The following is a 12003-nucleotide window of genomic DNA, read 5'->3' as shown; positions in this document are numbered from 1 at the left end:
TCACCACGGCGGCCGTGGTGATCGCCGAGACGAGAGCGGTTCTGTGTGTTCTCCGGGCACGCCACATGGGCGTGCGCGCAGCACGCGAGTGCATCGGCTTCCCCCACAGGAAGTCAGACCCGGCAACCCCAGCGGTCACCAGTAGCACACAAGCTGTCACGAGAAGCACACAAACCGGCGCGGCGTCCCCCTGAACGGCACATCCATGCGGGCCGGAATCAGCCCCACCACTTCTGGCGAATAAATGGGGCTATTACTACGTGAGTTACCCGTCACGTTGTGCTGTATTGATGCTTCTGTTGTCGATTCCGAGGGGCATGTTGACCGGAATCCTCCGACCTGACTCATTTCGCGGACGTCTGCGGTCAGTGGCAGTTCTCTTTCGGCCAGGTTCAGACCTGCTTTCTGAGCTGTCGGACAGACCCTCCCCGGCGTCTTCGCCGGTCATGGCGGGGTAACGGCTGGCCGGGAAGTCGTCTCAGAGCGTGTGGTGGACATGAGGCGTTCCCACGCGGTCACCTTCACGGGATGCACACTTACGGCGCCCAGCATGCGTGGCCCCCCAGCCCGCGGCAACCGCCCCTGCTGTGAAGGACGTCCACCGATGAACGCGTTGGGCAGACGCATGCCCTGCTCCCACCTCACCCGCCGCCACTCCCCCGTGCACCGGCTCTCCCTGGCCGTCCAGTGGGCCGGACGCCTGCCGTGCTGGAGCCTCGCCGCCGGCATGACCACCGCCGCACTCGACCTCGTACTCGCCCCTCAAGCACCATGGTGGTCCCGCGTCTGGCCGCTGCCCTGGTACCTCACCTGCCTGCTCGTCCCGGCCTGGGCCGTCATCCGCGCCCGCGAAAAGGCCACACAGCCCCCTCCCGACGAGGACACCATCCCTGAAGACTGGGACCGGGCAGCATAGAGACGGCCGCCCCTGCACATGAGACCGGGCCGCGGCGCCCATCGACCGCGGGGCACCGGGGTAGCCGACGATGGCAGGGGACCCGGTGGGTGCCCGGAGTGGGGACGACGCCCGGCTCGTCTGAACACCGGCCCCGGCGGATGCTGGCCTCCTAACCCGCACCCATCACGGCCGCGTCGATGCTGTCCAGTATGACCATTGCACTCACACGGGCGGCGCACGCGACGAACCGATGATCGCGCCCCGTCGCTGGCCACTATCAACGGTGCATGGTCACCTCTGTGCTGCGCGGCCTGGTCGCCGCGCTCCTCGCTGTCCTGTCCATCACCGCGTCCACGCCACCCGCCCACGCGGCCCAGACGCTCCCCGTCGCCGAAGCCGTCACCCGCCTGCCCGTCGATGCCGAGTCCCGTGACGGCTACGACCGTGATGCCTTCCGCCACTGGAACAGTGGTGACAATCCGTCCGACGCCTGCTCCACCCGGAACGAAGTCTTGATCACGGAGGCTGTCGAGCGGCCTGTGGTGGGGCCCCGGTGCCGGCTGTCGGGCGGGCGCTGGTGGTCCTACTACGACCAGGTGTGGGTCACCTCGGCCTCCGGCCTGGACATCGACCACATGGTGCCGCTCGCGGAGAGCTGGGACAGCGGCGCCTCCAGCTGGACGGCGCAGCGGCGTGAAGCGTACGCCAACGACCAGGGCGCGGCTGCGTCGTTGGCGCACGAGCCCGGCGAACCCGGCGTACGGCTACGGCTCTTCCTCGACCTCCACCCCGACGACGACCAGAACAACGCCGTCAGCCACGGCGAACCAGCGGGCACCACGTTGGCGGACACCGGCCCAGCCGCGGGGAAGGCCTCCAGGTGACAGCGTGGACCCTGCCCGAGCGGACGCGCAGCACGACCGTGGACAGCCCTGACCTCCCCGCCGGACACACCGCGGAGGTCAAGTAGGACGGCTTCCCCCCAGGACTGTCCGTCGACGCCGGAAGCCGGACGTCGCCCTGGTGGAGCCGGAGCTGGTCTCCGAGGTCGGCGTCGACATCGCGCGTGGCCAGGCGGTGGCGCCACGCCGCCCGGATGCGCCACGCGCCCCGGCCTCACACCCGACGACGTCCCACGCCGGACGTCCATCGGGCAGGACTGATCCGCCACCGGCCAGGGGCGCCTCGCCGGGCACGGCCAGCAAGATCCCGTCTTCGCCCGCAGTAGCCGAGGATGCCGGCGGCCCCTGGCCGCAGCCCACCCGGCCCGTACTTGCCACGCCTCCCGGACAGCAACAGCGTCCGTCGAAGGCCCGGTGTGACCGGACGGCAGGCCCACGCTACGGGCTGCCGCGGCGGCCAGCGTGCGCATGGCCGGAATGTCCAGCGTCAGCAATATCCACCACGCGCTGCAGGTCCTCGGTGAGCCCAGCACTCGCGAGCGCCAGCACACTCGATGCGTTCCAGACCGCTCACAATGGCTGAGCAGGTAAACGGCCAAAGGACCTGAAGCGCCTCATCGGGTCCTACCCCGGACCCGCGATCAGGGAGACAGCCTGGTGGCCGTCTCCCTGATCTCGCCTGGTCCTCGCGTCAGGTGAGGCCCACCGAATCTCGACCACCAAGCTGACCAGACACAGGAACGCTATAACTCCGGCGGCGAACCGTATCGACCTCGGAGTGCCCCTTTCGGTAGGCCCGGGGACCACATCCATCAGGAACAAGAAAATCCGATCCGCCATCTCTGCGATGTTGAAAACGATGACTAGCCCCAGAGGGAACAAAACCCCTGAGACGACAAGCCACCCGACGCTCATCTCGGAAGGGCCCACGCCCTGCAATTTCAATCACGTCGACCTGATTCACCCCATACCGAATATCGAATTATACATATCGCCAATTCGACCAACCATCGTACCGTGCGAGGTGGTTGCGCCTGCCTCGACGCCCACGCCTCCGACCAGGCCAACGCTGGTGATACCTACTGACTCACCACGACTGTTCGTAGCACCGATCGCTCTCTCGTGGCTCATTGTCGCACCCACACCGTATGCTGCGGTGAGGGTGCCGCCCCAGCCATCTCCTCGGAGCTGCTCGAAGTCAGTGGCGTTGCTGCTCATAAAGGAGATACCAGCGTTTAGCCCGACGGACGGTGTCTCCGATCCCTTGCTCAAGCTGAAGCCGAAGTCGGTCTTTCCATCGGGTCTCCTTGTGCTGACAAAACACACGGATGCCGCTCCTCCGAATCCAAGACCTGCTGAACCACTCAAGCACATTCCTGTGGTGTCACCACTGAAGCTCTGGGCGATCTTCTTCCCCTTGTCGGCAAACCATCCACCGACGGCACTACCACCCTTCTTTATTTTACTGAAGATTCCATCCTTTTTACGCTTCTCGGCCTGCGCTGCCTTGCGCGCTGCCTCGTTCGCGTCTGCCTGCAGCTTTTTGTAGTAGCTGGAGTTGTAGTATCTGCTGTAGCTCCTGTTGAGCTTTGAGAGTTTGTTTCTGTATTTCTGAGTGGTGTGGCCACTGCTGTCGCGGTAGCCCCACTTCTGGTAGGCGTGTTTCATGGACGTGGTGTTGCCGTAGCCGAGGCCGGTGAAGTCGTCGTAGATCATTTTGCCGTCCGGGTCGGATGCGGTGACGGGGCGGCTGTTGGCGTAGGTGTAGGCGTTCATCTGGAGGGGGTCGTCGATGTCGATGAGGGGGTCGACGGAGATGAAAGTGCCGAGGGTGGGGTCGTATTCGCGGGCGCCGAGGTGGGTGAGGCCGGTGGGGTCTTCGGTGCCGCTGACGAAGCCGCGGGGGCCGGGTATGGTCTCGCTCTGTTCGGAGCGGAGCCGGCCGAAGGGAAGCTGGCGGCGGGTGACGCCGAGGGTCGTCATCGCGACCGCTGCTGTGGCTGTGCCCTGGTGGTCGTTGATGAGGAAGGAGAAGCCGCTGCTGGTGCGTACGGCGATGGTTTCGGCGCCGTGGGCGTAGGGTCCGTCTTCAAAGATCACCCGGGTGGTAGATCATGGTGTCGTGGTACATCGCCATGAACTCACTGATAAGGAGTGGGAGTTACTCGCTCCGCTGATACCGCGGGCCGCGACGGGGCGGCCCCGCGTGAAGGACCGGCAGGTCATCAACGGGATGGTCTACAAGATCCGCACCGGGATCTCCTGGCGTGGCCTGCCGGAACGCTACGGCCCGTGGAAGACCGTGTACACCCGCTTCCACCGCTATGCCCTCGACGGATTTTTCACACGGGCCCTGCAGGACATCCAGGCCAGTGCCGACGCTGCCGGCGACATCGACTGGCTGGTCCAGATCGACTCCACCATCGTCCGCGCCCACCAGCACGCCGCCGCCACCGGCCGGAAAAGGGAGTGGCACCAGCAGGACGAATCGGACGATCACGCCCTCGGCCGATCCCGAGGCGGACTGACCAGCAAATCCATCTCGCCTGCGACGGCAAGGGTCGGCCGCTCGCAATCCTGGTGACGCCCGGCCAACGCCACGACAGCCTTTGCACACGCCCGCTACTGGAACGTATCCGTGTTCCCCCCCCCCGCACAGGCCCGGGCCGGCCGCGGGGCAGGCCCAACCAGGTCATCGCAGACAAGGCTTACAGCTCCCGTGGTTTCCGGGCCTACTTGCGAAAACGCGGCATTGCGCACACCATCCCCGAGAAGATCGATCAGCGACGGCACCGGCTGAGGCGCGGTTGCCGCGGCGGCCGACCGCCAGGGTTCGATCGGAAGACGTACCGGCGGCGCAACTTGATCGAGCGCTGCTTCAACCGGCTCAAGGGCTTCCGCGGGATCGCCACCAGATACGAGAAGACCGCTACTTCCTACGAAGCTGCGGTCACCCTCACAGCGTTCCTGCTGTGGGCAAAGTCCGTTTGAAGCCGGACGCCAATGCTCATCGATGGCGAGGGCGCGGCCCCGCGGCGTATTTAGGACGTCGGTTCCGTCATGCGAGAGTCAACGTCGAGCCCCTCACACTCGCTCTGCGGCGTCGGCCCTTCGACCTCGGAGCCTCCTCAGCAGCAGGAAGGCCACCAGGCTCAAGCCGACGCCTACGGTTGCACCGATGGAGTTGAAGAGCACATCATCGAGGTCCACGATGCGTCCGTTGCCCCCAAGCCATTGCACGAACTCGACGACGACAGCCGTCGCCGCACACAGTCCGAGGCACTTCGCTGCGGAGAAGTGAGGGCGTGCTGTCGCCAGTAGGACGGGCAGTGGTACGAACATCAGCGCGTTCGCCACCCACTGCCGCACGACCATCTCCTTTTCGTAGGCAGTGACGTAGGCGCTGTCCGCTCTCAGCGTTTCGATCCCCGGACTCAGCCAGAGACTGCCGCCACTGCCGCCGGTGCTGCCGTCGGAGGCGGTGAATGTTGCCACGGCGATTAGCATCAGCCAGAGAGCGAGCGCGAGAGAGCCGATGCGGCAAACGGTCCTGGGCCAACGAGTAGCGGCGCTCTGGAGCGCTAGCGTCCCCAGAGCCGTCAGCAACAACGCTGTCGCCACCGTTACCGGCGTCAGATACAGAATGACGCGCCACATGGCTCTCTCCTCTCGCTCCGGCGGAGCATATTGCACGGCCGCTCACCGAAGCGCCGCTCTTGCGCACTCGCCTCCGCTCAACCCCCAATAGGGGCGGTCACGGAAGTCTCAGCAGTACCACTTTGAGATGTAGGTGTAGTCCTGCCACTTCATGACTCCCCGTACGCAGTTGTCGGAGCTCACGTTGAGGTGGCGGGAGTACGACGTGCAGGATCCCGCCCACACCCCGTAGAGGGGTGAGTCCATGATCTGCGCCGACAGATCACTGTAGTCCGAGGCGTCGTACGCTATTTGGTACCCAAGCTGCACGTAAACATCGCCGGATCCACTGCTCTTGCAGTACTCAGTGCGGTATGTACCGGTCCTGCCGGTGTCCGGGCCGATGATGCAGACTTCGCCGTTGCTGAGGCTCCCGCACTTCGCGACCTCCTGGACACCAGGCGTTCCGGCATTCGCAGGGCTGACGACCCCGAACACCAATGCCGCCACCGCGAACCCGACAGCTGATGCAGCTCTTCTCATATGAGGCCCCTCCTGAAGGCCATGTGAGCGATTCACTCGCCTGGTGCAAGTGATCACCGCCGAGATCAACTCGATCATTTATGGCAGGTACGCGTCAATACTGGCCTGGGGGCAGTTTCGGTCAACTGCCAGAGGTCGGGGCGCATTTACGCACGTCGGGCCTTCCCTCTGCGCCACTCCTCCCCGGGGGGCGCTCCGTCAAACTGCTGTGGGTCGGGTCTCGGGTCGCTTCGCCTGGGTCGAATCCCGTCTACGGGCCAGGCGTTTGGTGATGGACCTGCTACCGGACCTGCCACTCAAGAACTCCTGGACGATGTCTGAGTGGGTCGGGTGGCAGCCCCCGGCGCGGCATGCAGCATCCGCTGTGCCAGACCTCCTGTGGCGCGGATACGGTCCGCGATGACGCGCGCGACTACATCGTCGAGCATCTCTCTGACAGGGGCGCGGTGCTGGTCGTCGACGAGGCCGGTGACCTGGCGAAGGTCGCCCACACCGTCGGAGGTCCAACGTCAGTGCACCGGCACGGTTGGCCGGATCGAGAACTCCAGGTGTTGCCGTATACCTCGCTTACACAGGAGCCCAGAAGACCGTCACTTCCTACGCAGCGGTGGTCACCCTCGCATCGTTCCTGCGCTGGGCAAGATCTGTTTGAAGACGGACCCTAGGACGATGGCCACGGAGCCGCCCATGCTGTGCGCGATCAGCTCGGCGCCGGTGACGCCTGCAGAATCAGAGGAAGCACCCGGCGATGCCTGGCAGCGGCTGTCCTGCGGCGAGGGGGCAAAAGGTCCGCGGGTCTACGACTGGGCCGCGGCCAAGCTTCCCGCCAACCTGATCTTCGATCCGGATCCGCCGACCCATCACCGCTGGGTGATGGCCCGCCGCAGCCTCTCCGACCCCGGCGAAATCGCCTACCACCTCGCCCACGCACCCGTCGGCATCGAGCTTGCGGAACTGGTCCGTATTGCCGGCTCCCGCTGGGCGATCGAGGAGTGCTTCCAGGCCGCGAAGAACGAGTGCGGTCTGGACGAGTACGAGGTCCGCCGCTACATCGGCTGGTACCGGCACATCACCCTGTCCATGCTCGCCCACGCCGTCCTGACCGCACTCGCAGCGCAGGCCGACGGCGAAGCGAGCGGGGGGGCTGCAGAAACGAATCAGCCCCCGTCCCGCTCACCGTGGCAGAGATCCGGCGACTCCTGGACGCTCTCCTGCCCCGTCCACGAGCCGACCGCGATCCCGTCATCCACGCACTGAACTGGTCGGCCTGGAGAAGACACCGCCAAGCCATCGCCCGCCGCTGCCACTACCGAAAACGCAGTTCAGGACACGAACCGCTGCTGGAGTACTAAGAGGTCCTAACAAAGGCGCCGAACGTGACGGTGGGCGATCAGGCAGACGGCGAGGCCGAGGAATGCTTCGTGGATGTCGTCGCGTCATTCCCAGCGGATGCGCAGGCGGCGGGAGCCGTGGAGCCAGGCGATCGTTCGCTCGACTACGTAGCGGAAGATGCCCAGGCCAGTGCCGTGTGGCTCGTCCCGTCTCGCGATCACGGGGCGGATCCCGCGCTGCCAGAGCAGGCGGCGGTACCTGTCGTGGTCGTAACCGCGGTCGCCCAGCAGCGCGTCGGGGCGCCGGCGGGGTCTGCCGACCTGGCCCGCGACGGCGGGCTCGTTCAGCAGCAGCTGGTGGAGCTGGCCCCAGACGCCGGCCTCGTACCAGGCCGCAAGGCGCCGCCAGCAGGTCAGGCCCGAGCCGAAGCCGAGTTCCTGGGGCAGGTACTCCCACTGGTTGCCGGTGTGCAGGACGAAGAGGATCCCGCACAGGGCCTGCCGGTCCGGCACCCGCGGTCTACCCTCGGTCTTCTTCGGACCGGGCCCCGGCAGCAACGGCTCGATCAGCGACCACAGTTCATCTGACACAATCCACGGTTGCGACTGGCGGCTTCCCATACCCAGAGCATCGCCGGCATGGGGTGAACGTGCCGGTGATCACCGATCCCGGCGGCCGACTGCTGTGGCTCTCACCCACGCTGCCAGGCCGAGCTCACGACCTGACCGCTGCCCGCACCCATCGGATCAGCCGCATGTGCGAGCGCCAGGGCGCTTCCATCCTGGCCGACCTCGCCTACCAGGGCGGTGGTCCCTGGTCGTGGTGTCACCGTGTGTGGTCGGTGAAGAGGCCATGATCTGCTGGCACAGGAATCCGGTCGTCCGCCGCCTGTGCGCCGTTCCGTACTATCCGCTGGTGATATCCCGTCTTCTCTCCACGCCGCGCCGCCGCGTCACAGCCGTGCTCACAGTGATGGCCGCCGTGGTCGCGTTCAGTTCGTGGGCGCTGTGGCCGGTCGACGACTCGTCGTGCGTCGTCTACTCCGGGGCCTACATCCCCATGTATGCGCCGAAGGCCGAAACCGACGCCGCCGTACAGCGCGCATACGACAAGGCCCTCGCAGACGGCGCGTGCGGTCCCAAGCGGGCGCGCTTCCACAACTGGACTCAGTGAGGTCAATCCTGACGTCACCGTGAGTGGTCGCCAGGGGCGTATCGGGACCAGGTGCCTCCGGCTTCGGTGACCAGGCGGGTGGCTGTCTTGTCGTGGTAACCGAGGGCCTTCGCGATGACGGGGGCCGGGGCCTGGAGGACGAGTTGTCGGATCGCGGAGGTCCTTCCGCGCTGCGGCGGGACGCCGATCTCCCGCAGATGGCCTTGGAGGCTGACCGGGTTCATTGGCTGTCCCGGCTGGCGGCCGGGGAAGAGCCACTGTGAGCTTCTGCTGCTGGCGTAGGGCAGGTGCTGGCGGGACTGGATGTAGGCCCGCACGAGGTCCGCGACGGGCTCTGGGAGCGGGGACGGCGGATCTCCCAGCCGGATGGCGACGGTGGCCCCGTCGTCGAGGACGTCGTCGACCGGGAGGCGGACGATGCGGGTGACGGATTGCGTGTAGAGGAGAACGAGCACGGCGGCGATCCGGGCCCGCAGGGGCAGAGAGTCGGCGATGGCGGTGCAGCGGCGCTTGGTCCTGGTCGATGGCCTGGGGTGGCAGGGTGAGGCGGGACATCCGGCTCGTCTTCATGCACCAGCGCAGGAACGTCTGGGCCAAGCGCCGGGTGGCCAGGTACGGCCACATGCGCACCGTCCTGAATGCCCGCACCTCCAGCGGCTACGGCGCCCGCAGCCGCAGCGGTATCCACAGCGCCCTCGACGTTGAGACCGCCCTCGCCGCAGCCGACATCGCCGCCCGGCTACGCGACAGAGTTGCCGCCGGTGAGAAGGTCTGCGGTCCCGCCGCACGCCGCGCCCTCACCGCAGCCGCCACGACGCCCCGCTTCGAGGACCGCATCGTCCAGGGATGTTCGCGAAGAAAGCCGCCAAGTTCCTTGCCCGGGACGGCATCGTGCTCTATGACAACGCTCACCCTCACCGTGCTCGCTCACGAAAGCCATAATCAAGCAGAAACCGGACCCGTCTCCGGCAACGTAATCGCGTTCCCCGGCTCGAAGACCTGAGAGGGCGTAATGAGTGGCTGGTAGCCTCAAAATGCCAGTTCAAAGGCTGCCTAAGAGGTCCGCGAAAGCCTGGATCTCACGCGCTGCAGCGTGATCAAATAGGGGATGGCATCGTTCTGGACTGGTAAACGGGTACGCCTGCGCGGTATCGAGCCCGACGACTGGAGCGCGTTCATGCGCTTCGCCGAGGACGAGGAGCGGTTGGGAGACCTGCTCAACCCACCCCGTTCCGCCGAAGGCTTCCGTGCTTGGGTGAAGGAGCAGGCCACCGCTAAGCCCGACGGCGACTGCTTCCAGTTGGCTATCGAAGACGTCGGCACAGGGAAGATCGCCGGTGCTGTGGGCTCCCACCACGCTGATCCACGTGCGGGCTGGTTCGAGTACGGCGTCACGATTGGCGCTGAACATCGACGCAAAGGCTACGCGGCAGAAGCTGCGGTGATGCTGCTGCGCTTCATGTTCGCTGAGCGGCGATATCACAAGTGCGGAGCGCGGATCTTCGCACACAATGAGGCATCGTTGACACTTCAACGTCGGCTCGGCTTCATCGAGGAGGGCCGCCTCCGCGATCATGTGTTCTTCGCCGGTCAGCACCACGATCTCGTCATGATGGGCATCCTCGCTGACGAGTTCGCCCAACTGCACTCGATGAGCGAATGAGCTTGCACCAAGAGCGTCGATGTCGCTGCTGCCGGTCTGGCAACAGCGATTAGATACGTGGGCCTGTTCCGGCTGAGTCCGGAGCAAGCCCTGTGGCTTCTCACCGGCGAGTCAGGAGCTCAGGAAGCTGAACAGATCGACTTGACAGGGAAAACCGCCGCAGACGATCCTCCACACATGCCCGCCCCGGCCGCACTTGCGGTAGGCCGGACCTGCTCTGTGTGCGAGCGATCGCCTCGACGCACGAGGTCACCCCGGCCCTCTGGGCAACGACCGTGGCTGTCTGCCGTTCAGCTGCCGATGTGTTCCGACTCGGCCGTGTCGCCGCAGCGCGGGTTCTAGGATGGACCAGTGACCGAGACACTGCCCCCCGTGGGCATTGACCTCTTCGACGTTGAACGGCTCCTGCTCACCGAAGCTGCGGAGCCACCGCTGCCGCCCCAGGACGCCGCGGCCCGCGACCGGGTGTGGGACATGGCGGTCAAGGCCAACCCCACCCTCTTTGACGGGCCTGCGGTGGCGTGCGGGGAGCTGGAGCGGACTGGCCCAGGCGTCCTGCGCCTTTCATGGGTGCGTGTGACCTACCGGCACTACGCCCTGCGTCGCGTTCCCGGCGCCACCGCACTGCCCTCGCTGTTCGTGAACGTGGTTCAGCCGACAGACGATGGCCGCGTGCTGGCGGCGAGGATGTCGACCTCGACGGCCGCGCCAGGCCGTTGGCAGCTACCAGGTGGTTCTGTGGAGCCTCCCCAGGACGGGGCAGTGCTGGACGACGCGGCACTGGCCTGGCAGGCCGCACGCGAGCTGGCCGAGGAACTGGGAGTCGCCGCGGCTGCGGAGGACCTTGAGCTGTGGGTTGTCACCCGAGGTGAAAACGGCAGTGTCGGACTGACATACCTGGCCCCAGCCCTTCCCGAGGCAACGCTGCACGCTCACTTCACCGCTGCAGCGGCAGCCGAGCGCAGCCAGGGCCGCGAACCCGAACTCGACACCTTCGTGCCGGTGGGCTCACCAGACGAACTGGCCGGTCTGGACGGCCCGCACGCGGATTATCTGAAGCCGATCGTCCGCCGCTTCTTCGAACAGCGCTAAGTCATGCGCCGGCGAGGAAGTCCCGTCCCCGTTCGTCGAGCTCGACCACGCACCGCAGGCCCCGGGCCCTAAACCTCCTGAGGTCGCTGCGCATGCGGGAGACCGCCTTGCGGGTGCGGACGGAGCGGACACCGCCCATGTGGTCGATGGCCTTGTGCCACGTGAGGCAGGCCTGCTCGATGCTGCCGCGCTTGAGGTGCATTTCTGCGCCCGCGACCAGGTCCAGGGCGACGATGCGCGCGTAGGTGTCGGCCGGGCGTGCGGTGGCGGCCAGCGCGTATTGCTCGGCGGCGGCTTGGTGGTCGCCCACGGTCTCGTGGACCTTGGCGGTGCGGGAGTACACCGACGCCGCCGGCGGGCCCCAGGCCAGTGCCCAGAACGGCACCTCGTCGCCGGGGGCGCCGGTCAGCAGGGTGCGGGCGTGATCGGCCTCGGCCAGCGCTGCACGGTGCCGGCCGATTTTGGCCAGGGTGTGGGCGTGCACGACGCGGAAGAGGGCTTCGGTCTGGGCGTCCACTCTGCCCTTGGCCCGGTTCAGGCCGGTCTCGGCCAGGCCCAGGCAGTGTTCGGGGCGGTGGAGTTTGAGGCCTTGCATGGCCATCGTGCGCATTACGAATCCGTCGTGCCCGCGCAGACCGGATTCGGCGGCCAGGGCGTAGGACTGGAGGTACTAGAGATCGTCTTCAAAGGTCAGATCCAGAGCAGGATTGAGGCGATGGTGACGGCGGCTTGGTAGGACTCGCGGGTCTTGTCGTAGCGAGTGG

The 12003-nt window shown here is 66.3% G+C and carries 12 protein-coding genes and 3 pseudogenes; 9 read left to right on the top strand and 6 right to left on the bottom strand.

Going from position 1 to position 12003, the window contains the following annotated elements:
- Window positions 1–604 precede the first annotated feature (604 nt).
- Entirely contained in the window at window positions 605–916 is a 312-nt protein-coding gene (locus tag ACZ4V1_RS35630; protein WP_468345256.1) for a hypothetical protein, read from the top strand.
- A 269-nt stretch (window positions 917–1185) separates the two neighbouring features.
- Window positions 1186–1782 (top strand): hypothetical protein, encoded by a 597-nt coding sequence (locus tag ACZ4V1_RS35625; RefSeq protein WP_468345253.1) that lies wholly within the window; start codon window positions 1186–1188, stop codon window positions 1780–1782.
- A gap of 978 nt (window positions 1783–2760) precedes the next feature.
- Here the strand turns inward: ACZ4V1_RS35625 and ACZ4V1_RS35620 are convergent.
- The gene (locus ACZ4V1_RS35620; protein WP_468345250.1) at window positions 2761–3900 is read right to left on the bottom strand and encodes an RHS repeat-associated core domain-containing protein; all 1140 of its coding nucleotides are present in this window, start codon (window positions 3898–3900) and stop codon (window positions 2761–2763) included.
- A 22-nt stretch (window positions 3901–3922) separates the two neighbouring features.
- On the opposite strand from ACZ4V1_RS35620, the gene ACZ4V1_RS35615 reads away from it, so the two are divergent.
- A protein-coding gene (locus ACZ4V1_RS35615) for an IS5 family transposase (RefSeq protein WP_468345247.1) occupies window positions 3923–4791 on the top strand; the annotation gives its coding sequence in 2 pieces (ribosomal slippage) (window positions 3923–4337 and window positions 4337–4791; 870 coding nt in all).
- A 93-nt stretch (window positions 4792–4884) separates the two neighbouring features.
- Here the strand turns inward: ACZ4V1_RS35615 and ACZ4V1_RS35610 are convergent.
- Both ACZ4V1_RS35610 and ACZ4V1_RS35605 read right to left on the bottom strand, forming a co-directional pair.
- The gene (locus ACZ4V1_RS35610; RefSeq protein ID WP_468345244.1) at window positions 4885–5457 is read right to left on the bottom strand and encodes a VanZ family protein; all 573 of its coding nucleotides are present in this window, start codon (window positions 5455–5457) and stop codon (window positions 4885–4887) included.
- 108 nt (window positions 5458–5565) lie between these two features.
- Window positions 5566–5979: a hypothetical protein gene (locus tag ACZ4V1_RS35605; protein WP_468345241.1), complete on the bottom strand. Its 414-nt coding sequence runs from the start codon at window positions 5977–5979 to the stop codon at window positions 5566–5568.
- 741 nt (window positions 5980–6720) lie between these two features.
- On the opposite strand from ACZ4V1_RS35605, the pseudogene ACZ4V1_RS35600 reads away from it, so the two are divergent.
- Window positions 6721–7236, top strand: a pseudogene (locus tag ACZ4V1_RS35600) (IS701 family transposase); the annotation flags it as partial.
- 101 nt (window positions 7237–7337) lie between these two features.
- On the opposite strand, the pseudogene ACZ4V1_RS35595 reads toward ACZ4V1_RS35600, so the two are convergent.
- Window positions 7338–7931 (bottom strand): annotated as a pseudogene (locus ACZ4V1_RS35595) (transposase).
- 5 nt (window positions 7932–7936) lie between these two features.
- Between ACZ4V1_RS35595 and ACZ4V1_RS35590 the strand changes: the two are divergent.
- Together ACZ4V1_RS35590 and ACZ4V1_RS35585 are read left to right on the top strand one after the other, a co-directional pair.
- Window positions 7937–8128, top strand: a pseudogene (locus ACZ4V1_RS35590) (transposase family protein); the annotation flags it as partial.
- A 17-nt stretch (window positions 8129–8145) separates the two neighbouring features.
- Window positions 8146–8484, top strand: a complete 339-nt coding sequence (locus ACZ4V1_RS35585; RefSeq protein WP_468345238.1) for a hypothetical protein — start codon at window positions 8146–8148, stop codon at window positions 8482–8484.
- Between the two features lie 14 nt (window positions 8485–8498).
- On the opposite strand, the gene ACZ4V1_RS35580 is transcribed toward ACZ4V1_RS35585, so the two are convergent.
- Window positions 8499–8939, bottom strand: coding sequence for a hypothetical protein (locus ACZ4V1_RS35580; RefSeq protein ID WP_468345235.1), 441 nt, complete (start codon window positions 8937–8939; stop codon window positions 8499–8501).
- 167 nt (window positions 8940–9106) lie between these two features.
- Between ACZ4V1_RS35580 and ACZ4V1_RS35575 the strand changes: the two genes are divergently transcribed.
- From ACZ4V1_RS35575 to ACZ4V1_RS35565, 3 genes are all read left to right on the top strand, one after another.
- A complete protein-coding gene (locus ACZ4V1_RS35575; RefSeq protein ID WP_468345232.1) occupies window positions 9107–9487 on the top strand; it encodes a hypothetical protein in 381 nt (126 codons plus the stop codon).
- A 105-nt stretch (window positions 9488–9592) separates the two neighbouring features.
- Window positions 9593–10147, top strand: a complete 555-nt coding sequence (locus ACZ4V1_RS35570) for a GNAT family N-acetyltransferase (protein ID WP_468345228.1) — start codon at window positions 9593–9595, stop codon at window positions 10145–10147.
- 351 nt (window positions 10148–10498) lie between these two features.
- On the top strand, window positions 10499–11239 hold the full coding sequence (locus ACZ4V1_RS35565; protein ID WP_468345225.1) for an NUDIX domain-containing protein: 741 nt from the start codon (window positions 10499–10501) through the stop codon (window positions 11237–11239).
- Between the two features lies 1 nt (window position 11240).
- Here ACZ4V1_RS35565 and ACZ4V1_RS35560 read toward each other — a convergent pair whose 3' ends face one another.
- On the bottom strand, window positions 11241–11840 hold the full coding sequence (locus ACZ4V1_RS35560; RefSeq protein WP_468345223.1) for a hypothetical protein: 600 nt from the start codon (window positions 11838–11840) through the stop codon (window positions 11241–11243).
- Window positions 11841–12003: the final 163 nt, after the last annotated feature.

Source organism: Streptomyces sp. NPDC028991 (assembly GCF_055564775.1).
This window is presented reverse-complemented; position numbering and strand designations above follow the sequence as displayed.